Origin of the sequence: Salmonella sp. 3C (genome assembly GCF_025426275.1) — a bacterium.
Classification (GTDB): Bacteria; Pseudomonadota; Gammaproteobacteria; order Enterobacterales; family Enterobacteriaceae; genus Salmonella; species Salmonella enterica.
The window spans coordinates 3,151,476-3,172,088 of the sequence record NZ_CP104858.1 but is presented as its reverse complement, the minus strand read 5'-3'; the positions used below and the strand labels follow the sequence as shown (position 1 = coordinate 3,172,088).

Annotated in this window: 22 protein-coding genes and 2 pseudogenes; 12 read left to right on the top strand and 12 right to left on the bottom strand. The window is 45.6% G+C overall.

What is annotated here, in order from left to right:
- Positions 1–229 precede the first annotated feature (229 nt).
- The 9 genes and pseudogenes from N7E69_RS15090 to N7E69_RS15055 all read left to right on the top strand — a co-directional run bounded on the left by N7E69_RS15090 (position 230) and on the right by N7E69_RS15055 (position 7,370).
- On the top strand, positions 230–592 hold the full coding sequence (locus N7E69_RS15090) for a GtrA family protein (RefSeq protein ID WP_000915523.1): 363 nt from the start codon (positions 230–232) through the stop codon (positions 590–592).
- Complete coding sequence (locus N7E69_RS15085) at positions 589–1,515, top strand: glycosyltransferase family 2 protein (RefSeq protein ID WP_000703618.1); 927 nt, start codon at positions 589–591, stop codon at positions 1,513–1,515. The genes N7E69_RS15090 and N7E69_RS15085 overlap by 4 nt, the downstream gene beginning before the upstream one ends.
- Positions 1,496–3,148, top strand: coding sequence for a putative glucosyltransferase GtrC1 (gene gtrC1, locus N7E69_RS15080; protein WP_001575778.1), 1,653 nt, complete (start codon positions 1,496–1,498; stop codon positions 3,146–3,148). The genes N7E69_RS15085 and gtrC1 overlap by 20 nt, the downstream gene beginning before the upstream one ends.
- Positions 3,149–3,534: 386 nt before the next feature.
- On the top strand, positions 3,535–3,753 hold the full coding sequence (locus tag N7E69_RS15075) for an IS3 family transposase (RefSeq protein WP_001575776.1): 219 nt from the start codon (positions 3,535–3,537) through the stop codon (positions 3,751–3,753).
- 70 nt (positions 3,754–3,823) lie between these two features.
- Positions 3,824–4,202, top strand: a pseudogene (locus N7E69_RS15070) (IS3 family transposase); the annotation flags it as partial.
- A pseudogene (locus N7E69_RS24590) lies at positions 4,171–4,269 on the top strand (hypothetical protein); the annotation flags it as partial. The pseudogenes N7E69_RS15070 and N7E69_RS24590, both read left to right, overlap by 32 nt.
- A gap of 362 nt (positions 4,270–4,631) precedes the next feature.
- A complete protein-coding gene (locus N7E69_RS15065; protein ID WP_000915528.1) occupies positions 4,632–4,994 on the top strand; it encodes a GtrA family protein in 363 nt (120 codons plus the stop codon).
- Positions 4,991–5,923: a glycosyltransferase family 2 protein gene (locus N7E69_RS15060; protein ID WP_000703639.1), complete on the top strand. Its 933-nt coding sequence runs from the start codon at positions 4,991–4,993 to the stop codon at positions 5,921–5,923. Before N7E69_RS15065 ends, N7E69_RS15060 begins: the two co-directional genes overlap by 4 nt.
- Entirely contained in the window at positions 5,913–7,370 is a 1,458-nt protein-coding gene (locus tag N7E69_RS15055; protein WP_000671499.1) for a glucosyltransferase domain-containing protein, read from the top strand. Before N7E69_RS15060 ends, N7E69_RS15055 begins: the two co-directional genes overlap by 11 nt.
- 58 nt (positions 7,371–7,428) lie before the next feature.
- Here N7E69_RS15055 and N7E69_RS15050 read toward each other — a convergent pair whose 3' ends face one another.
- The gene (locus N7E69_RS15050; RefSeq protein WP_000129929.1) at positions 7,429–9,432 is read right to left on the bottom strand and encodes a tail spike protein; all 2,004 of its coding nucleotides are present in this window, start codon (positions 9,430–9,432) and stop codon (positions 7,429–7,431) included.
- 135 nt (positions 9,433–9,567) lie between these two features.
- Between N7E69_RS15050 and N7E69_RS15045 the strand changes: the two genes are divergently transcribed.
- Complete coding sequence (locus N7E69_RS15045; RefSeq protein ID WP_000532175.1) at positions 9,568–9,819, top strand: Arc family DNA-binding protein; 252 nt, start codon at positions 9,568–9,570, stop codon at positions 9,817–9,819.
- 99 nt (positions 9,820–9,918) lie between these two features.
- Positions 9,919–10,098 carry a hypothetical protein gene (locus tag N7E69_RS15040; protein WP_001085430.1) on the top strand — a complete coding sequence of 60 codons (180 nt, stop codon included), beginning with the start codon at positions 9,919–9,921 and terminating at the stop codon, positions 10,096–10,098.
- A 13-nt stretch (positions 10,099–10,111) separates the two neighbouring features.
- Here N7E69_RS15040 and N7E69_RS15035 read toward each other — a convergent pair whose 3' ends face one another.
- On the bottom strand, positions 10,112–10,477 hold the full coding sequence (locus tag N7E69_RS15035; protein WP_000757527.1) for a hypothetical protein: 366 nt from the start codon (positions 10,475–10,477) through the stop codon (positions 10,112–10,114).
- Positions 10,478–10,507: 30 nt separating this feature from the next.
- On the opposite strand from N7E69_RS15035, the gene N7E69_RS15030 reads away from it, so the two are divergent.
- Positions 10,508–10,837 carry a hypothetical protein gene (locus N7E69_RS15030; protein WP_000889769.1) on the top strand — a complete coding sequence of 110 codons (330 nt, stop codon included), beginning with the start codon at positions 10,508–10,510 and terminating at the stop codon, positions 10,835–10,837.
- A gap of 17 nt (positions 10,838–10,854) precedes the next feature.
- On the opposite strand, the gene N7E69_RS15025 is transcribed toward N7E69_RS15030, so the two are convergent.
- The 10 genes from N7E69_RS15025 to N7E69_RS14980 are packed head-to-tail and all read right to left on the bottom strand — an operon-like array spanning position 10,855 to position 20,601.
- A complete protein-coding gene (locus N7E69_RS15025; RefSeq protein WP_001262317.1) occupies positions 10,855–12,768 on the bottom strand; it encodes a hypothetical protein in 1,914 nt (637 codons plus the stop codon).
- Complete coding sequence (locus N7E69_RS15020) at positions 12,768–14,072, bottom strand: DNA transfer protein (protein WP_000246968.1); 1,305 nt, start codon at positions 14,070–14,072, stop codon at positions 12,768–12,770. Before N7E69_RS15020 ends, N7E69_RS15025 begins: the two co-directional genes overlap by 1 nt.
- Positions 14,073–14,082: 10 nt before the next feature.
- Positions 14,083–14,772: a hypothetical protein gene (locus N7E69_RS15015; protein WP_000964898.1), complete on the bottom strand. Its 690-nt coding sequence runs from the start codon at positions 14,770–14,772 to the stop codon at positions 14,083–14,085.
- 2 nt (positions 14,773–14,774) lie between these two features.
- Positions 14,775–15,230 carry a DUF2824 family protein gene (locus N7E69_RS15010; protein WP_000627695.1) on the bottom strand — a complete coding sequence of 152 codons (456 nt, stop codon included), beginning with the start codon at positions 15,228–15,230 and terminating at the stop codon, positions 14,775–14,777.
- Positions 15,230–15,931 (bottom strand): hypothetical protein, encoded by a 702-nt coding sequence (locus N7E69_RS15005; RefSeq protein WP_000774923.1) that lies wholly within the window; start codon positions 15,929–15,931, stop codon positions 15,230–15,232. The genes N7E69_RS15010 and N7E69_RS15005 overlap by 1 nt, the downstream gene beginning before the upstream one ends.
- Positions 15,932–15,934: 3 nt before the next feature.
- Entirely contained in the window at positions 15,935–17,353 is a 1,419-nt protein-coding gene (locus tag N7E69_RS15000) for a packaged DNA stabilization protein gp10 (protein ID WP_001122417.1), read from the bottom strand.
- A complete protein-coding gene (locus tag N7E69_RS14995) occupies positions 17,313–17,813 on the bottom strand; it encodes a packaged DNA stabilization gp4 family protein (protein WP_001166101.1) in 501 nt (166 codons plus the stop codon). Before N7E69_RS14995 ends, N7E69_RS15000 begins: the two co-directional genes overlap by 41 nt.
- Positions 17,797–18,357, bottom strand: coding sequence for a hypothetical protein (locus tag N7E69_RS14990; RefSeq protein ID WP_000538677.1), 561 nt, complete (start codon positions 18,355–18,357; stop codon positions 17,797–17,799). The genes N7E69_RS14995 and N7E69_RS14990 overlap by 17 nt, the downstream gene beginning before the upstream one ends.
- 40 nt (positions 18,358–18,397) lie before the next feature.
- On the bottom strand, positions 18,398–19,690 hold the full coding sequence (locus N7E69_RS14985; RefSeq protein WP_001196933.1) for a P22 phage major capsid protein family protein: 1,293 nt from the start codon (positions 19,688–19,690) through the stop codon (positions 18,398–18,400).
- Complete coding sequence (locus N7E69_RS14980) at positions 19,690–20,601, bottom strand: scaffold protein (protein ID WP_000433856.1); 912 nt, start codon at positions 20,599–20,601, stop codon at positions 19,690–19,692. Before N7E69_RS14980 ends, N7E69_RS14985 begins: the two co-directional genes overlap by 1 nt.
- Positions 20,602–20,613 lie beyond the last annotated feature (12 nt).

Genomic DNA, 20,613 nt, shown 5'->3' with positions numbered 1-20,613 from the left:
ATCCTCGAAAAACATGCAAAGCCTTGCAAACCAATGCAAAGCTTTGTGTGTCCCGTTTTTGTCCCAAACTACTTAGCAATCAGCAATACCTATTGATCGGTAACAGCGATCAATTAACGAGCAAACAATAACTTTAAACTATCAAAGTTTACATTATTGATCGTTTATATCGATCAAAGCAATTTGTAGTGCTACACTCCAGACCTTTCCGAATCCGCTGATTTTCATAATGTTGAAGTTATTCGCTAAGTACACATCGATCGGTGTTCTTAACACGCTTATTCATTGGGGCGTATTTGCTTTTTGTGTGTATGGGATGCATACGCATCAGGCGCTGGCGAACTTTTCCGGTTTTGTTATCGCCGTATCGTTCAGCTTCTATGCCAATGCGCGCTTCACCTTTAACGCCAGCACCACCACGCTTCGCTACATGATGTACGTGGGATTTATGGGAACACTGAGCGCCGTTGTTGGCTGGATGGCTGACAAATGTTCCCTGCCGCCACTCCTTACTCTTGTCACCTTTTCAGCTATCAGCCTGATATGCGGATTCATTTATTCAAAGTTCATTGTCTTTAGGGATGCGAAATGAAAATCTCGTTAGTCGTTCCGGTCTTCAATGAAGAAGCCACGATACCTATTTTCTATAAAACGGTTCGCGAGTTTGAAGAGCTAAAACCGTATGAAGTTGAGATTGTTTTCATCAACGACGGAAGCAAAGATGCGACTGAATCAATAATTAACAAAATAGCTGCATCTGATCCGCTCGTTATTCCGCTTTCGTTTACGCGAAACTTCGGTAAAGAACCTGCTCTTTTCGCGGGTCTCGACCATGCAACCGGGGATACGGTCATTCCTATTGATGTCGATTTACAGGATCCGATAGAAGTTATCCCCCATCTCATTGAGAAGTGGCAGGCTGGCGCGGATATGGTGCTGGCTAAGCGCTCAGACCGCTCAACTGACGGGCGCATGAAGCGTAAGACAGCTGAATGGTTTTATAAGCTGCATAATAAAATCAGCAATCCGAAAATTGAAGAGAACGTTGGCGACTTTCGGTTAATGAGTCGTGAGGTTGTCGAAAATATTAAACAGATGCCAGAACGTAATCTGTTTATGAAAGGCGTTCTGTCATGGGTGGGCGGCAAGACTGATATAGTTGAATACGCCCGCGCTGAACGTGTTGCCGGCGATTCAAAATTCAATGGCTGGAAATTATGGAATCTGGCGCTGGAAGGAATAACTTCTTTCTCAACATTTCCGCTCCGCATATGGACTTATATTGGATTGTTTATTGCAGGTATGTCATTCCTTTACGGTGCATGGATGATTATTGATAAATTAATATTTGGAAATAATGTTCCTGGCTACCCGTCACTTCTTGTTTCTATACTTTTCCTGGGTGGCGTTCAATTGATAGGAATAGGTATTCTTGGAGAATATATTGGTAGAATTTACATAGAAACCAAAAAAAGACCTAAGTACATAATTAAGAATGAGAAGAAAAATGGTTAACAATAGATTAAAAATGGTAATTGCTATCCTTATAGTTTTCTCGTTGGTGTATTCAATAGGATTTATCACACCAATGAACTCTGATGACTATACTTATGCCCTAAGAGAGCTTTCGCTTTCTAGCGTAAAAATGCACTATTTGGGATGGAGCGGAAGGGTTGTGTCAGATACGATCAGCACATCTCTATTAAAGTTTTTCTCCCCGCATATTTACAATGCAATAAACTCAGCAGCGCTAACATTAATGGTGTTGTGCTGGACAATGATCCCAGCTACATTAACAAAGTCGTCACCGTCCCCATATGTGATGATTTTCTTATTTTTCTTATACTTCATTGCAAATCCAGCCCTCGGTCAAACTAACTTCTGGCTTGTTGGGTCAGCAAATTACTTATGGACCAACATGTTCATTGCCATTTATATACTAATTTCTATATATTTAAGCAATGGTAAAAAATCCAATTTAATACTCTTTGTATATGCCATATCATCGATATTTGCAGGTTGCTCAAATGAAAATACATCTCTTGTAGTTGTATTAATTTCTGTAGCATATTTCTTTATAATGAATAGAAATAAATATTTACTGATTGGCGTATTCGGATCTGCAATAGGCGCGGGGGTTCTCCTGCTGGCTCCGGGAAACCTATCCCGTGCGTCTACAATACAAGACTGGTACAATCAACCACTTGCATGGAGGGTTCTTGAGCACTTTTCAGAAAGGCTGCCATCAGCAATGGGGGCATATTGGCAGGTCTATATTGCATTTATAATACTACTAATCTCTGTAGTGTTATCAAGGAATAGTAGCAGCAAACTTATGTTTGGAAGCTTTTTATTCATACTGGGTGCAATTGCTGCAAATGTTGCGTTCCTTGCATCTCCTGCAATGCCCAGCAGGGCTCTCAATGGAGCACTCTGCTTTATGATTCTTTCGATTTCCTTTGTTGCTCATTCTGCATTTACGAAATTTAACAAGGCTTCCATTTATTTATCTGTTACTACATATGCAATGGCTTTTTTATATTTCATTCCATCATACATCCTCTATTACTCATCAATTAAATCAATAAGCAAACAAACGGAGATTAGGGAAGAAATAATAGACAGGGCGAAACATAACAAACAAGATCAAGCGATAATTCCTGATTATTACTTTCCACCGGTACTGCATGCAGGCCCAAGTCTTGATACGTTTAACAGTGAAGCAATGTCTAGATACTACGGGATTGATTTGAAAATAACTGCTCCAGGATTTTTCGACTATTCACGAGCCTTTAATTTCAAGCCTCTTAATATTAACGCAAAAATATGTAACAACGTTTATATAAAATCATTATGGATATATAAACAGCAAATGGATATTAAAACCTTTGTAATATTTGAGTTTAATAAGAATCCTGCTGATTCTCTTGATGAGAAGACAGCGATGTTCATTAGCTTTAAAACAAAGGATGGAAAAATTATAAATGCAGATGTCGACAAGAAGACATTCCAAATAGACGGAAGATGGCTTTCCGGGCGGGCGATTAACGACATAGATTCAAATGAATTAGAATCAATTACATCTGGGACATGGGACGTTAGAACAGGGGCGAGGACAAATGAGAATATTACGGAAATAATTAAATAACATTCATGTATAATTAATGTTCCCCGCCACCAATGGGTAACGGGCGGCGGGGATTCCTACATATCGTATGTCACAAATGCCCCATCAGGTTTCTTAGCAAGAAGTCGCAATGCACCATCAGTCCCAAAAAAGAACCCAACGGAGCCATAGTGCATTAATCCAGACTCCGGCAACTGACCAATACACGCAAGGATACGCATGTGCCCAAAGCCCATCCGGTTCAACTCCACCACAGATGCAGGAACACCGTCTTTTAGTGCGGATAAACTGCCCCCTACTGGTTTCACTACCGGGTAAAGGAACCTGACAATCTGCGGTCAATGTGAATCGCCACGGATTTAACAGACACCTCAGAGCCATTTAAGATGACTTAAAGAGAGGTGCCTATGAGCGGTAAACGTTATCCCGAAGAGTTTAAAATTGAAGCGGTAAGACAGGTTGTTGAGCGTGGCCATTCTGTTTCCAGCGTCGCAACACATCTCGATATTACTACCCACAGTCTTTACGCCAGGATAAAGAAGTACGGGTCGAACTCCTCCACCAATAAAGAAATAAAGAGCAGTCAGATGATCAGACCGAAATCCGCCGACTCCCGAAAGAGTTGAAGCGGGTTACTGACGAACGGGACATATTAAAAAAAGCCGCAATAGATTCAATTGGTCACTGCAACCATGAATGACAAAAGATAGAGTCCTGAATGCGCTTCTGATGGCCGTGTGGCGACGTAATCACCCGCTATGAATGGCAGTCGATCCTGAAATCGCACGGACTGGAGAGCAGAATGAGCCGTCGTGGCAACTGTCATGACAATGCGGTTGCAGAAAGCTTTTTCCAGCTACTGAAGCGTGAACGGATAAAGGAAAAGATCTACGGAACGAGAGACGAAGCCAGAAGCGATATTTTTGATTACATAGAAATGTTTTATAACAGTAGACGCCGGCATGGTTCGAGCGAGCAGATGCCACCGGCTGAATATGAAAACCTATATCATCAACGACTCAGAAGTGTCCAGGTTATCCGTGGTGATTCACAGATATGCTCACCTTGCGCCTAATCATTTAACGGAACACGCGAGGAAAATAGACGACATTTTTGGTGATGATGTCCCATATGAGAATTAAAGAGGCGTAACCAGTTGATATATAAGTGGCGCGCCCTGCAGGATTCGGACCTGCGACCCACGGCTTAGATGTTCCTGGAACTACCTGAGCTAACAACAAGTTATCCCATTACTACGGCGCTCACACTCGCCCCATCCTCGAAAAACATGCAAAGCCTTGCAAACCAATGCAAAGCTTTGTGTGTCCCGTTTTTGTCCCAAACTACTTAGCAATCAGCAATACCTATTGATCGGTAACAGCGATCAATTAACGAGCAAACAATAACTTTAAACTATCAAAGTTTACATTATTGATCGTTTATATCGATCAAAGCAATTTGTAGTGCTACACTCCAGACCTTTCCGAATCCGCTGATTTTCATAATGTTGAAGTTATTCGCTAAGTACACATCGATCGGTGTTCTTAACACGCTTATTCATTGGGGCGTATTTGCTTTTTGTGTGTATGGGATGCATACGCATCAGGCGCTGGCGAACTTTTCCGGTTTTGTTATCGCCGTATCGTTCAGCTTCTATGCCAATGCGCGTTTCACCTTTAATGCCACCACCACCACGCTTCGCTACATGATGTATGTGGGATTCATGGGAACACTGAGCGCTGTTGTTGGCTGGATGGCTGACCAATGTTCCTTGCCACCATTGATTACCCTTATCACTTTCTCGGCAATTAGCCTGGTATGCGGCTTTATCTATTCCAGATTCATTGTTTTCAGGGATATAAGATGAAAATCTCTCTTGTCGTTCCAGTTTTTAACGAAGAAGACACGATACCGATTTTCTATAAAACGGTACGTGAGTTTAATGAGCTAAAAGAATATGAAATTGAGATCGTTTTTATTAATGATGGTAGTAAAGATGCGACTGAATCAATAATTAACAAAATAGCCGCATCTGATCCGCTCGTTATTCCGCTTTCGTTTACGCGAAACTTCGGTAAAGAACCTGCTCTTTTCGCGGGTCTCGACCATGCAACCGGAGATGCGGTCATTCCTATTGATGTCGATTTACAGGATCCGATAGAAGTTATCCCTCATCTCATTGAGAAGTGGCAGGCTGGCGCGGATATGGTGCTGGCTAAGCGCTCAGACCGCTCAACTGATGGGAGGTTGAAGCGTAAGACAGCTGAGTGGTTTTATAAGCTGCACAATAAAATCAGCAATCCAAAAATCGAAGAAAATGTTGGCGACTTTCGGTTAATGAGCCGTGCGGTTGTCGAGAACATCAAACAAATGCCAGAACGCAACTTGTTTATGAAGGGTGTGCTCAGTTGGGTTGGCGGAAAAACGGATGTTGTTAAATATGCCCGTGCCGAACGCGTGGCCGGTGATTCGAAATTCAACGGCTGGAAATTATGGAACCTGGCGCTGGAGGGAATAACTTCTTTCTCAACATTTCCGCTCCGCATATGGACTTACATTGGATTGTTTATTGCAGGTATGTCATTCCTTTACGGTGCATGGATGATTATTGATAAATTAATATTTGGAAATAATGTTCCTGGCTACCCGTCTCTTCTTGTTTCTGTTCTTTTCCTGGGTGGCGTTCAATTGATAGGAATAGGTATTCTTGGAGAATATATTGGTAGAATTTACATAGAAACCAAACAGCGGCCTAAATACATATTAAAGCGTAAGGGTTTTAAAAGTGAAATTTAATAGTAATGACAGGATATTTATATCAATCTTTCTTGGATTGGCGATTATATATACATTTCCTTTATTGACACATCAATCATTTTTCGTTGATGACTTGGGTAGGTCTTTATATGGCGGGTTGGGTTGGTCAGGCAATGGTCGCCCACTTTCCGACTTTATTTTCTATATCATTAATTTTGGAACCCCAATTATAGATGCTTCTCCGCTACCTTTAATGCTAGGGATAGTTATTTTAGCATTGGCACTATCCTGCGTCAGGGAAAAGCTGTTTGGAGATGACTACATCACAGCATCTCTTTGTTTTATGATGATTTTGGCAAACCCATTCTTTATTGAAAATCTATCATATAGATATGATTCATTAACAATGTGCATGAGTGTGGCAATATCTATTATCTCATCGTATGTCGCTTATCAATACAAGCCTATAAATATCATAATATCATCCATTTTAACCATTGCATTCCTTAGTCTTTATCAGGCTGCGCTGAATACTTACGCAATATTCTTGTTGGCCTTTATAATTTCAGATGTGGTTAAGAAAAACTCAATTTCAAATATCACAAAAAATACAGCATCTTCTGTCGCTGGTTTAATAGTAGGATATTTTGCCTATTCTTACTTTATTGCAAAAAGACTTGTAACAGGTTCTTACAATATCGAACATAGTAAGATTATAGAGATAAACTCAAGTTTATTTGAAGGGATAATTTCTAACGTCTTATCATTTTATAGAATGTTTAGCACGATCTTGAATGGCGATAATTACTTAATCTACTACTCGCTATTCTTTGCGCTAATCATTTCTTTGATAGTCATAGTTTTAAAAGTAATCAAAAGAGATGAAAATAAGAAAACAAAGTTCTTGCTAGTAGTTTTAATTTTATTAGCATCAATGTTTTTCATCATTGGACCAATGATTTTTCTAAAATCACCAATATACGCACCGAGGGTATTGATTGGTATGGGTGGCTTTATGTTTTTTTGTTGCCTATGCGTATTCTATGCTTTTGAAGATAAGCAGTTAATATCAAGAATATATTTTTCTTTTATTCTTTTAATATCAACAATATTTTCTTATGGTGCTTACAATGCCATAAATGCACAGTTTCAGCTTGAGGAAAGCATTGTAAATAGAATATCTCAAGACATAGATTATCTTGGATTTGGAAGAGACAAGAAAAATATAAAATTCATTGGCACAGAACCGTATGCATCAATAAATGAAAACATAGTAATAAAGCATCCTTTAATGAGAGAGTTAATACCACGCATTATTAACAATAATTGGATGTGGTCAGAGGTGTTAATGCAAAGAAATGTGTTCTCCAGAAATTACAGACTATATGACAAAGAGGTGAAACTTGAAAATGGGTGGAAAAAATCTGGTAATAACGTATACGATATTGGTGTTGTAGGGGAAACCATAGTTGTTAGGTTTAATTAGCTATAGAACATTTACCATAAAATAAAAATGGGTGTTTACACCCATTTTTATTACATATCTAAAGTGTTGCTAAGGTTAATCTAACTAATTCTCCATTGGTTTTTTTCACTAAAGCCTTTAAAGAAGTAGAATTATTTTCCCAATATGGCAAAAAACATGAGGAATCCTTTATAAAATCATCTGACGCGATGTCAGGGACAAATGGTATCTCTGCCCCCCTGCAATCTTTGTGGTTAACTTTTAATGATACAGCGTCAGGTGTGTTACCTGAAATAGCAGTAAGTTGAGTCCACGCTGAGCCAGAACCGGGCCCCCCGTTAATGTGGGAGTACAATGCTCCGCTATCTAAGGTCTTTGATAACTTATGAATCCGCAGTTTAATCGCTGCGCTATCATAGCCGAAACTATTAGCGCGGATATTACCTAACCCTTCTTCTGCCAAATTAGCAACATTAATTCTAGAGGGGTCTACCATCCCGGTGATACCGCTTACGGTAGAGTTAGGGGCGTCTATGGTTAGACCCTGCCCATCGGTTGAGCGGATCCCAATTAAACGTAAACCGTTCACACGGCAAGCCCCAGATATATAAATCTGATTAGCCTGGAAATCCTTAGTATTGGTGTCAATTATGGCTATATTGGTAAATACTGATTCATGGGTGAGTAGGTACGCGCCAGAGCCAGCGCAATCTTCTACGGTAATATTAGACACATACATGCCCTTACCATCCATACCAAAACCTACACCTAACGCCCCGCGAACCAGAAGATTATCAATCAGGTGATTTAGGGGTAACTGATGCAGTGGGTATTGGGTTATAGGGTAGTCCCCAGGCCTGTCCAACTCCGGATTCATGTCAGTGTCAGCACCTAAATCGAATCCGTCCCATACGGGGTAAATAACGACCGAGTCGCGGAATTGCAGATTATAGTTGCGAGAGGTTGTCGAGCCCACAGTACCTTGCCAAGTTTTAACACCACTCTCCCCAGCGCGATATGAAGTAAACCCAATAACTCCACCATCACGTTCAAAGCCACCATTATTACGTAAAAATTGGGCGCTACTTACTGATCCATAGCTGGTTCGTCCGCCAATGACATAGTTACCCTTACCCCAATCGCCGCTAAGGTTTTCGAAGGTTATAATGCCATCTTTACCTCCGCTTGGATTATTGGCGTCTACCATCTTGCAGAAGTGACACCCTCTAAACAAAAAACCAGCCATTAGACCGCTAGCCCGATGAACTTCGACCCCTATACATTCTCTAATTTCTAACGTAGACGTTATGTTTTGCCCTTTTGCATTAGGTGGGAGTAACGTTTCTATTCCTGGGAATTTAACGTAATCGCTTACGGTTGGCTGATACCCATCGGTTTTCGATTGTTTTAAAGTGGCAACGACCGCTGCGGCATCCGTTAGCCACTGATTGTCATCCGTCCAAGGCTTGATAACCCATGGTGTTGTAGTGCTTTCCATAAAAACCCCGGCAATGCGGGAACCTTTGCCTAATTTCGTAAAAATAAGATTTCCATCTCCTATAAACTTAGCTTTACATTCTATAGTCAGAACCTTACCACCAAAATCAACTTTCTCTCCATTATAAAAATGATAATCAACATCGATAAGAAGGCCATCAACCGCAGCAGATGCTGCATCCTGCAATGTTGGATACTCTGATAATTTTACTGAATACTTAAATTTTTTATCAGCTTCTATTGAATATTGATCTGGATCGTACTTCAATACGTTAGCAATATAGTCAACCTGAGAACCATTGGCATCATAGATAGCCATGCTATGACCCTGAACGGTGACAATTTTCACCAGTTGGCCGTTGTATACGATTTTACCGGCTGCGTTGATAATTAGCGGCTGAGCAATCTGGACGTGAGAGCCATCCTCATTTTCAATGTATACGGGTATCTGATTGGCAGGATTAACCGGATCGGTATCAATCTGACCAATGTAAATTTTCCCATTAGCAACAGCTTTAAACGAACGGGATTCAGTGAAGATGGGACGAGGGTTAGAAACAACTACGTTTGCAGTGATATCTGTCATTTAATGTGCTCCAGATGCAAGGAATCGCCGCAGCGTGGCTACGGCAATGCGTCATTAAGACCACGGTGGTCTTATTGTGGATACAACCAGTAGATCATATGATGCCGATCCACTTACAAAAGTGAGGCATCAGAAATGGGAAGAGATGACCCGCAATTTAATCTGCGGCTACCTTACGAATTAAAGGAAAAGCTGAAACAGCGAGCTAAATCGAATGGCCGCTCACTGAATGCTGAATTAGTGCAGATAGTTACCGAAGCTATATCTAAACCATCTCCAGTATCAGGTTATCGCGACGAAGCAGAGCGCATTGCTGATGAGCAGTCCGAACTTGTTAAGAAGATGGTGTTTGATACGCTGAAGAGTTTGTACAAAAAACCCACCTGACGGTGGGTTAATTTTTGCATTTACCTGGGCCATATTGACTACTTATAAAATGAGATCAATATTTAATCACCCAATAACGGGTGTATGTTGAGGTATATCATGGCGAAAAAACCAGGTGAAAACACAGGAAAAAACGGCGGAATATACCAAGAAGTTGGCCCGCGCGGCGGTAAGAAAGACAATTTTGCCACCGTCAAGGACAACGAAAGGCTTCCACCAACAACAAAGCCAGGTCATGGCTGGGTATTAGATAAGCGAACTCCAGACAGCAAAAAGTAATAATCAAGCCGGGTCACTCCGGCTTTTTGATATGTCGCTCGCAGAACTCAACAAGCCTGCTCATTAAGTAGCAGTAAGTCTCGTTGGCTCTTCCTGATTCAACATCAACACCGACCCTTGAGCAGATATCGAATGCCATGTGAGCGCACTCATGGGCAATAGTAGATAGTTTGCCATTGAACACGCCTATCACATGCAAAACACCATTCTCGCTGCTCATTGTATGAGACGCTCCGTTGGCATCCGAGTCCTGCACGTCCACACCAAGTTTTTGATGCAGGCGTTGCCATTCTGGAAAGTCTCTACAAAACACAATTGTACCGCTCTCAAAGAGCGGAACGAGCATCTTTGGTACGTTTCCAATGTTAACTTTTTTCATGGTATCCTGCACAAAACTAAGGAGGTTGGCGTGTTAGAAATAATAGTATTCGTTCTTGGCATAGCCTGTTGCGCACTCTATGCAGAGTTAGTTGCCCTCAAGAAAAAGGTTAAGGCATTAGATCACCAATATGAAATTGATGCAAAAATTGAGCGATTAACGGAAGAGAATACACACTTAAAAAATTCCATAAGGACACTAACTGATGACAACTACAAACTGTCCAATGCACTGGCTAAGTGGGAAATAGTAAGTTATGAAAGAATGACGGACATGATTTTTTCGTCTTATATGGCTACAAAATCTCCTGAAACATCAGGAAAAGGAATAATTGCAGCTATTGAAAAGAGAATTAAATAGCCATCCATGGCGTTTAATCACTGCTGTGTTGCCTGGTTAGCCAGTAGCGGCCTTACAGCCGTAGCAGCCTGATTCAGTGCTCGCTCATATGCAGGCGTACCCGGCTTGGTGTTAGCCAGCCTGAGTAGCATATTTCTTACTGGCTTGCTCTCATACACCCTCATTGCCAGGCCATACCCGACTTCTGCTGCGAGTGACTTCCCTAAAGTAGGTATTGCCGCGCCTAACCTTACCGGATTTGCCAGCGCCTGCCCTGTCTGTGTGACAACATTTGCCGAGTCGGACCTGGCTGTTTGTCTCAGCACATCATGAAGCGCATCAAGTTCCTTCATGTGGCGGCTGCTGAAAATGGTGTTGTAAATCTCACCTCCTGATTGCGCTTTTAATTTGTTTACTTCGGTTATGAACTTAGCTGGAGAATCGCCAGTTTTTTCAGCAATCTTGCTGATGTATGCAGCTCGCATCGCATCCTTGCCTTTGCCATCCAGGGCGCTCCATATGCGTTTCACGTCTGAAGGTTTCCTGCTGTATACGACGCTATTAATTAGCTCAGGAGTAGCTTCATTGCTGGCCTTGTTGAGTTTGTTTGCGATGTTCTTGTTCAGAACCTTGTTATAGACATTTGCATAATCTGAATTGGCTTTCAGATATGCTGCCGCGTCCGACGCGCCAAGGCTTTTCCCAACGGCGTTTCGCAAATCACGACTCATTGCGTTCTCCACCATGATAGTGGCTGCCTTGGCCTGATTAGGGAATACCATCGAGTCACCCTGAACGTTAGAGCGAAACGCCGTTCTGTGCTGACGCAGAAGGTCAAATGTCATATCCAGATCGGTTGCCGGGTTGATGATTTCATCACGAAGGCTGCGCAAAGAAGACAAGAGGTTCTTATTCGCTGAAGAACCGAGCCTTTCTTGTCTTGCAATTGCTGTATTCAGCGCATTCATCGTGTTAGAGGTATCAATCGCTGCGTTTCCCATCTTGTTTGTAACATCGTTGATAACCGCCCCGGCTGCATCCTTTCTTCCTTTCAGCGTTCTGGTTAGGGACTGCACAACATCATCAGGATTGTATTCTCCAAAGCGGTCCAGATAATTACTTACCAGTTTGCTGCGGGTAGCGTATTGCTCTGCTCTCTTGCTGCCAGTGCCAAGGATTGCCCCTTCACCACCCTGAACCAACCCCTTTCCAAGGGCTCCCATTTCGTTAACCGGGCGTGCAATATCCGATGTCATGGGGGTTATACCCATGCTTTCTGCGGTATTGATTAGTTGCTTTGCTTCTGGCGCAATCGTTCCTTTTACCGCAGTTATGCCCCGCCCAATCCCTTTTGCTACAGCAGATAAAGCTCCCTGAGCGCCAAGGTTGATGGCGGCGTTCTTTGCAACGTTACCAGCAAAATCACCTTGCTGATTAGCGGCCTCAGCGACTGAACCGATAGCCATATTCCCCGCCACGCCAGCGCCGGGAACAAGATATCCACCAATTGTTTCGCCCGCCTGTGCGTAAGGGTCTGTTGGGCGATCAACTGGGCGATATACGTCATCCAGCACTTTCGGGCCGCCTAAACCCTGGCTGATAGCATTAATCAGGCTGGCGCCGCCCTGCAATACATCAAACGGGATATTTACGATCCCACGCCCAGCCTGCTCTGCAATCTGTCCTGCTGACTGGCCGCCAGTGAGGAAGTCACCAGCCCGTTGCATCAGGGATTGCTCAGGCTGCTGTGGTTCTTCCTGCTGTGATGATTGTTGCTGAGTTGTCGGCACCGGATACGCAGCATAGAAAGCCTGTTTAGCCTGCTCAGCCTGATCGCCTGCCTGAGGTGCAACCACTTCATTGAAGTATTGCTCCTGAGCCTGTGCCTTCTGTTCTGGTTCCAATGCCTGATATTGCTGAGAGGCAATAACGTCTTTCCATGCATTAGCCATTAATCACCCCATAGTGAAGAAAAGTTACTTCCAGCAGGAGATTGTTTCCCTGGCATATTCTGCACCGGCTCCTGATAATCAAACTGTTTTTTAACAGTGCTCAACTTGCTTTCAAGCTGATTTCTAATCTTTCCGATAGATTCACGAAAAGCCTTTTCACTCATTTTGGGGCTTAGGGCACCAACCGCATCGGATAATTTTTTACCCTCAGCATCTGAAAGAGCGCCCATCCCCTTCAGTGACTGCACCATAGGAAGGAAAGTTTGAGCTTTAAAGGTGTCGAGTCTTGCTTCAAAGTTAGCCGCATCAGAGCCAGGAACTGTCGGAAACGCTGAGCGAATGCCTACTGCTTTTGAAAGACCGGGGCTTTGCTCTATCTCGTTGAGAGAATCAAGCGCAGTGCTGAACGTATCAACAGCTCCCTGAGCGGCGGCCTGTCTGTCAGCGCGAGCTATTTCAGCCTTCTGACGAACATCAGCTTGCTTCTGCTTAAGCTCATCAAGTTTTATCTGGTTAGTCTCTCTGGCAATTTGACGATCGAGAACCTTATCCTGTAATTCGGCCCGCTGAATTTCACGCGATAGCTCCGCGTTCTTAGCGCTGATGTTTTGCCCGCGAACGGTGATATCTTGCCCGCGTTGCTGAAGAGCTTCTCCAGCCTGATTGCTGCGGATTGTTTCAGCCAGCCTGCCTCGGTCAATCTCACGGCCAACCATCTTATCCTGAACAGCAAACGCCTTTTCTGGCCCAAGCGCACCGAGAGACATCGTAGTCAACATGTGTGATAGCTGTTCTGGATTCTGTACTCCAGTCTGTATCATCCAGTCTGGATTAGCGCCAACACGGTTTAACCTGTCCTTGTTATCAGTAATGAATTTACTGTAGGATTCCGGCCCCTGAGAAAGAGCGACGTTAGCCTTCATAGCCAAATCGCCCATATCGTTACGCTGCTGCTCATTAAGACCGGAAAACGCCTGCTGTGCCTGCGCAACAAACGCCGGGTTTTCCTGAGCAAACTTAAACAGGCCAGACGGGTCGCCAGTAGCCCATGCGTTGGCATGAACCTGGTTGAATGCGTTTAGCGCTTTCTGTTGCTGTTCCTGCTTATAAATATCAGCAACGCCAGCCAGACCACGCAGCCCTGTTAAAGCCACATTATTAGCGCCTGAGCGAGCCAAATCATTGTTTTCGCGAATCAGGCCAAGCGTTGCGTTAATGTCGCTTGCCTTTGGTGCATTTTCATTTTGCGCGCCAATGCCAGCCAGAAAACCACCAGAATTAATACCCTGTTGCCACGTAGCCATTGATTACCCCTTAAAACAAAGAACCAAGCAGACCAATACCACCACCGATAGCCGCTCCCCATGGGGTTGACATTGACAAAGCATTGGCTATTCCACCACCTAACAATGCACCGGAGGCAGCACCACCAACAGCAGATTGCATAGCTGATGGCCTGTTGGCATTTGCCGCTGCAAGAGCCGCGCTTTGCTGTGAAATCTGGCTCATATTGTTGGCATATGTCTGTCCGGCGTTTGCCTGCCCCTGAAGCGCACCAAGACCAATATTTGCCAGGTTCTGATAGTTATTCATCTGACCTGACAGCCATTGCTGACCAAGTGTTGGGGCGATTGCTGCAAGCTGGTTACTGGTCGCTGTAGAACCCAGGCCACCTGTTGCTTCTGCCGCTGCCAGATTCTGATAGCGAGCCTGCCCTGCAAGGTCCTGGTATTGTTGGGAGTTATAGTAATTATTAAGCGCCTGCCCCTGACCTTCGAGAGACGATAAACCTTCAAGACTGCCGATATACTTATCTGCCAGAGGAGTAAACGGCTTCAGGTTGTTCATGATGGTGTTGAACTGCTGGTTTTGCAGGTCTGCGGCATACTTTTGCGCTTCTGCTGCATACTTTGCGCTTTTATCTGCGCCACCTTTTCCGCCTTTCCCAGGGAAAAGAGGTTCCTCACCGCGCAGTTTCCTGCCCAGCGTAAATGCATATAACATGTTTATCTCCCGTGATTCAGGAAGTCGATTAGTTCTTCGCGTGTGGCGGCGTAAAACGTCACGTCATCCACGCCTTTGAAGTATTTCTTGATGGTTCCCACACGCTTAAGGCCAATCATTGCGCAGTACATCTGACCGTGGCGAAATTTGCGTGCAGCAAATGATGTAACGCACTGAACGGTGGTATTGGTGAGAATGTATCGCCAGAACGCCAGTCCTATTTCCTTACTGAATCCGCGAATCTCAGGCAGGTACATGGCGTGGCAGTCAAAGGTCAGCGGCTGAATCTCGTTGTAATACACGATGCCACCGAACTGACCATGTACGTTCACTTCGAAATAGCGGCACTCAGGCTTGTAGTCGTATCCGTCACCGTTGTTGCTTCCGGCAATGATGTCGGGATGGTTGCCGACCATTTCTATCAGGTCGATGTTTCGGGTGGGAGTGAATGTAATCATCAGTTGATTAATCCATGAGTACGTATTGCATCTTCGAGAGCTTTGATACGCTGTCGCGCCTGCTGCAATCCGGTAGCCATAGCTGATACCTCAGACTGCGTATATGTGGCACTGACCGTGTATGCCTGGTTAGCGTTGAATGCACCGAGAAGTGCTGTTCCGGTTGCTGCTGTCCATCCTGCCTGTCGCGCACCGATAACTTTAGTGCCGCCAACTGAATAGGACGTTGTCACGTTGAGAGGTGACGCCAGCGATTGAGAAGCAGTTGCTGACTTCGATACGTAATCAGCCTGCAATGAAGAAATAGTGCTTTCAGCAGCCGTAACCCTACCATCAAGAGCACTGACATCAGCCTGCAAGGTGACTATTTTGCCTTCAGCCGTGGTTAGTCTGACATCCAGTACCGCAATTGCATTGGCATTTGCAGTAATACGTATTTCATGGTCGTCTACGTCAATGCGTAACTGTTGAATTCTCTCTTCGTGGTCTGCAAGCTCAACATCCTGCTCATCGTTCTTTACCTGCGCGTCATAGGCGCCTTGCCCTGCTTCGTTTGCCTTTCCCGCAATAGCGCCAACGTCAGTCCCCTGCGCGATTACGTAGAGCAGATAGGACCGGCTGAAGACGTTGCGTGGGAGGATTGAGGCATCAAGACGAGGAGCCTGAATGATGACGGGATTATTAAGTGACGGGTCTGCCATATTTTACTCCAGACGAATTTGACACCCGGATAGTGTTACTGGTGATTTGGTGATTACCCGCAGTTTGAATCCAATTAATCGACGAATGCGCCCAACACGTTTCCAGATAACACGCTTGTCGTACACAAACGGCTCATTTTGTTCAATCATCTGTTCGCGACCGTAATTGATTCCGTCTGTGGTTGCAGACAGAAACAGTCGGTCAGCATATTGAGCAACACCAGTGGATGATTCAACCTCAAGGTCGAAGCATCTGGCGTTATCTGCCTTGAAGAGGGGTGTAAACAGCAGATGTTCTTGCTGCTTGTCGTACTGACTACTAATGTCGAATTGCAACTGCCCTGTCACTGCTTCTGATTTATCGCCGCACGTTATCTGGTTGCCTTCGTACATGAAGTCGATGGCGCGATAAACATCGTCGTATAAACCTGTTTTCAGTACGCACCATTGCGGCCCGTTCTGGCTTGATGAGGCATCGTAAACCAGCACATGACGCGGGAGATGAATAATTAGAAGCTCATGAGAATCGAAGCGCAAAGTTTCCATTATACCCGTCGCCAGTTCTTCAGCTGTGTATGAGCGGATAATCTTCTCAATACTGGCGGTCGCAATTGGTGAAGCCTGCCCTAACCCGATGATGTAGACGGAAGGTGCGCCAGTAGCCGGATGACTGATAAAGGCGTATGAATCAGCGAACGGCGTTTTGCAGTATGTTCCGGCAATACCCTTCTGCACCATTAGAGATGGCTGAGCAACGTAAAGCGCTGCGCCTGCTGTGGTTGTTCCGGTAAGCGAGAAATACTCTATCGTCGACGAGCCAAAGCAGACGATGTAATCTCGCCATGAACCTATCCCAATTATCCCGTCCGGCTGCGATTCTGCGCGATATTCTGCACTGTAGCGGTCAGGATGCGATTCATCTTCGAGGTCAGTGATAAACCATGAATCAGTGCCGTCTTTTGACCACGCATAACGCCCACGTAAGCGCGTAATGTCGCGCACTGAACCTAACTCATATTGCGTGAATCCGCTGTCTGCAGGCCAGTTTGAGACGGTTTTAACCGTGCCATCATAGCGGTACTCGACCAGTTGACCATTAACGCCTACCGCCTGTGATGTCCGACCATGTGCCATTGATACGCGACCGCTTCCGGCTACATCACCTACTACGGTTTCCCCTTTGTAGAGCTTACTGCCTAAAACGCGATATACAGCGTTCTGAGCGGTGTTGTATTCAACACCACGCGATATACCATTTACATCGTTGCGCTTCGCTATGCCGGGGAATGAGCGTAAATAACCCGATGAGTTGAGGACTTCTTTCGGTGTGGCCAACATATTGATTGGTAGGTAATCAATGTAGTCGGCATTCTTGAAGTCTTTACCCATTCCCTTCATCATGGGGAGTTGTTGAATCGGCATTCTGCTCTCCGGGGAAATAATGCCATTCGTTCAGATTGGCGAAACTATTACCGCTGCCTGTTGGCATGCGTGACGGGTAAGGAGCTCTTTTTGCTCTGGCGATGGCGGTCTGCTTATAGAGAAGCTCCTTCCCATATTTAGCGGTTGCGATAATTTTGGCGGTAGCCTCAAGCGCATAATCCGGAGCAATTCTGCAAGCCAGATTGTGGAATACTGCGCTGATTGCGCTTGAGCGAAGACCGTGGTCGTCACCTTCGGCTGGCGGGTTATCATCATCTGAGAATACATACCCGGTAACAATGCCTTTCCCGTCCTGATACCACTCAGCCATCATCGCTTCAAGGTCATCTACGGCATCCTGCATAGACTGTGGCTCAACATCAGTGAGAGTTGCATCTGATGCTACACCAAGCTTACGCAGCGCCGCCCTGACCAGATCGCCTTTAGTCTTTATCTGCATCGCTTTCCGCCTTAGGCTTTGGTCCTGGCTTTTTGCGTTCTTTGGTTGCCGGTTCTTTCGGTCGCAGGCTTAGCAGACGATTCAACACATCATCTGCCGTGTGGCCGTCCCATTCCTTGCCAAACTCAATTTCCGTGCCTTTAGGCAGATGTTCAATTTCACTCGCTGGGAGGTGGTATGTTACCGCGCCTTCTGGGGTGTCGATGCCAGCTAACACCCATCCATCCCATTGCTCGCCGTCATGATGCTGAAAGCTCCACCATGCGCTTTCGCGGAAGGCATTCATTAGTGTTGAAAACAGGCGCACTCGATGTGCATATAGTTCGTTAAAGGTGTGGTATCCATCAGATACTTCACCCATGTCTTTCTTGACCACGCCTGAATCGCCGATTGGCTCGTCATTAGTCTCCGGCACCTCATTTGGATGCCTAACCCAACCATCGGCAAGGTGATCTTCTACGTCGCCGTCATCGACAACTTTAACCTGAACTTCCTTGCCCCATACCTTCGTTCCACGACCCTGCTTATATAGCATTACACCCATGTGTCACCTCAAATAAGAAAGGGGCCGAAGCCCCTGTTAGTTACGCAGTCTGACCAGGCAGGCCAACACCGATTGCTTCCGGTCGTGTCGCGTTTACGCCGTACCACAGCGCAATACGGCACAGGCCGGACAGGGTGGAAATATCCCCCTGCGTAGCGAAGATACCGTTCAGGCCGACATCCGGGATGCTGAATGAGGTAGTTTTCATACCTGCAAAAAGCTCATGGTTGGCCGGAATCGGCTGAGACACAATACGGATGGCGTCATCAGCCCAGAACACGTTGGTACGGGCATCCTTAACGTTCAGGATGTTCACCGCCATTGCATCAGCCAGTGAGGTGTTAACGTTAGCGTAGGCGCGTTGCTCAGGAGAAAGAGAAACATCATCCAGTGCTACAGGCTTCGGCGTGATTTCAACGTGAGTACCATCAACAACGCGAACTACGGAGAAAGTCGCGTCCTGCGCCAGTACGTTCTTAGCCATCTGACCAAGGAACTTCACGCCAGTAAACGAAATTTTGTCGCCGCGTTTCAGGCCGGTAGTTGCAGACAGGGTGACGGTAGCAAAACGGTTATCAACGTTAACTTTGTTGCCATCGTTATCCAGTTGCCATGCGACAGGCTTGAAGGACTGCGCACCGGATACAGTGATGCCAGTTGCAGTAGATTTGGTCAGCACAGGAAGTTTCGGAGAGCGCAGGACATCATCGAAGCCAGCAACCTGACGCTGGATAGTGCCATCGCGGTACGCTTCTTCAGGAATGCGCCCAAAGATATCGCGCTTAGTCAGGTCATAACCCGCCTTTTTGTAGTCCTGCGGGTTGAAGAAGTACGATGTCCCCATGTCGCGGTTAAGTTCGCGGGAGAACATCAGTTCTTCTGCATCGGCCACAAAGTTCCATGCGTCTGCGGTATTAGTGCCGATAGCATCCGGCGAAGTGATAACCAATGACCCCATCTCGGCGGCCATGTTTGCGACTTTCAGCTCAACGTTATTCGCCAGCTTGCGAGCGGCGGACTGGATGCGGTGACGATACGCAGTCTCGTCTCGCAAGTCATCTGCGCGTAACTGGAAGAAGTCGTTATCCGGCTCTCCCATGTTTACCGCGACGTTAAGCTCCAGTAACCCTGTCGCTTTATCAGTTAAATCCCAACCCTCCTGAGTGGGGGACTCCTGCTCTACAGGCATCCAGATGGTATTGCTGGAGCGCTGCATAGAAGAAGCAGGCGGGGTGTATTTCTTGGCTTTCTGCGCCATTGGAGTGATTGCGGAGATGGTGTCAATAATCTCATCCACCGCCAGTGTAACAATTTGACCTTCGTTCAAAGCCATTATCGGATTCCTTTAAGTTTTGCCTTTAGCTTGCGGTAGGTTTCCACATCGCCCTTGCTCGCAGCTGCATCCATCTGTTTACGAATGGCATCTTTATTTGCTGCGCTGACATCACCGGTAATCGGCTGGTCAGCAGGGGGGGCGGAAGAGATTTGTTTACCGCGAGGCTTGAGAGTTAAGCGTTCGGATAGTCGAGTTAGTTCAATCAGCGCGGACTGCCCATCCATCGCCAGTAACTGGCGGGCTTTCTCCGGGTTTGCACCCAGGTGATACATGAGCGCGGCGGACTTCTCCGGGAACAGGCGCATAATGTCGGCCCCAACCGCAGGCGGAACCAGTTGCATAAATGCGTCTTCTTTCTCCTGATAGTCAGGGATATTGAGCTTTTCCGCCGCGTCATAGTGTTTGCGGGCAGCTTCGACGTATTGCGCTGATTGCTGGGTAAACTCCTGAGTCTTGCGGCCCTGTTCTGCTACGGCATTGCTGCGGGCGTCCTGCGCTTTCATTAGCCATTCGGTATTAGCAGCATTGAAAGCGGCAAGCGCACGGCTGTTGTCATAGTCATATTTGGCCAGGCCTTCTTCTGACAGATAGGCATTAATATCCGGCTGAGGTGGAAGGTCAGGGTTTACCCGTAAACTCTCCGGCAATTCTCCGCGTTTAACTGCTTCCATCTGCTGCTCAAGCTCGCGCTGTCGTTTGCGCTCGATGCGGCGGCGGGCGAATTCTGCGTTCTTTGCCGGGTCTTGTTTTGGTGCTGTCTCATCGTCCTTCAGGACAATCTCAAAGCCCTCTTCCTGACCTGCATTGTCGTTGGCATTATCGACAACTAAGCTATCAGCAGATGCCGCTGCATAATCGCCGGACAGGGTTAAGTCTTCAGTTGCCTGAATTTCGGTGGTTGGTTCCATGATTAACTCTCT

Bases quoted from the DNA above. Each gene is read 5' to 3' on its own strand.
- N7E69_RS15090 (WP_000915523.1), top strand. From the start codon at position 230: ATGTTGAAGTTATTCGCTAAGTACACATCGATCGGTGTTCTTAACACG.
- N7E69_RS15085 (WP_000703618.1), top strand. From the start codon at position 589: ATGAAAATCTCGTTAGTCGTTCCGGTCTTCAATGAAGAAGCCACGATA.
- gtrC1 (WP_001575778.1), top strand. From the start codon at position 1,496: ATGAGAAGAAAAATGGTTAACAATAGATTAAAAATGGTAATTGCTATC.
- N7E69_RS15075 (WP_001575776.1), top strand. From the start codon at position 3,535: ATGAGCGGTAAACGTTATCCCGAAGAGTTTAAAATTGAAGCGGTAAGA.
- N7E69_RS15065 (WP_000915528.1), top strand. From the start codon at position 4,632: ATGTTGAAGTTATTCGCTAAGTACACATCGATCGGTGTTCTTAACACG.
- N7E69_RS15060 (WP_000703639.1), top strand. From the start codon at position 4,991: ATGAAAATCTCTCTTGTCGTTCCAGTTTTTAACGAAGAAGACACGATA.
- N7E69_RS15050 (WP_000129929.1), bottom strand. From the start codon at position 9,432: ATGACAGATATCACTGCAAACGTAGTTGTTTCTAACCCTCGTCCCATC.
- N7E69_RS15045 (WP_000532175.1), top strand. From the start codon at position 9,568: ATGGGAAGAGATGACCCGCAATTTAATCTGCGGCTACCTTACGAATTA.
- N7E69_RS15040 (WP_001085430.1), top strand. From the start codon at position 9,919: ATGGCGAAAAAACCAGGTGAAAACACAGGAAAAAACGGCGGAATATAC.
- N7E69_RS15035 (WP_000757527.1), bottom strand. From the start codon at position 10,477: ATGAAAAAAGTTAACATTGGAAACGTACCAAAGATGCTCGTTCCGCTC.
- N7E69_RS15025 (WP_001262317.1), bottom strand. From the start codon at position 12,768: ATGGCTAATGCATGGAAAGACGTTATTGCCTCTCAGCAATATCAGGCA.
- N7E69_RS15020 (WP_000246968.1), bottom strand. From the start codon at position 14,072: ATGGCTACGTGGCAACAGGGTATTAATTCTGGTGGTTTTCTGGCTGGC.
- N7E69_RS15015 (WP_000964898.1), bottom strand. From the start codon at position 14,772: ATGTTATATGCATTTACGCTGGGCAGGAAACTGCGCGGTGAGGAACCT.
- N7E69_RS15010 (WP_000627695.1), bottom strand. From the start codon at position 15,230: ATGATTACATTCACTCCCACCCGAAACATCGACCTGATAGAAATGGTC.
- N7E69_RS15005 (WP_000774923.1), bottom strand. From the start codon at position 15,931: ATGGCAGACCCGTCACTTAATAATCCCGTCATCATTCAGGCTCCTCGT.
- N7E69_RS15000 (WP_001122417.1), bottom strand. From the start codon at position 17,353: ATGCCGATTCAACAACTCCCCATGATGAAGGGAATGGGTAAAGACTTC.
- N7E69_RS14995 (WP_001166101.1), bottom strand. From the start codon at position 17,813: ATGCAGATAAAGACTAAAGGCGATCTGGTCAGGGCGGCGCTGCGTAAG.
- N7E69_RS14990 (WP_000538677.1), bottom strand. From the start codon at position 18,357: ATGGGTGTAATGCTATATAAGCAGGGTCGTGGAACGAAGGTATGGGGC.
- N7E69_RS14985 (WP_001196933.1), bottom strand. From the start codon at position 19,690: ATGGCTTTGAACGAAGGTCAAATTGTTACACTGGCGGTGGATGAGATT.
- N7E69_RS14980 (WP_000433856.1), bottom strand. From the start codon at position 20,601: ATGGAACCAACCACCGAAATTCAGGCAACTGAAGACTTAACCCTGTCC.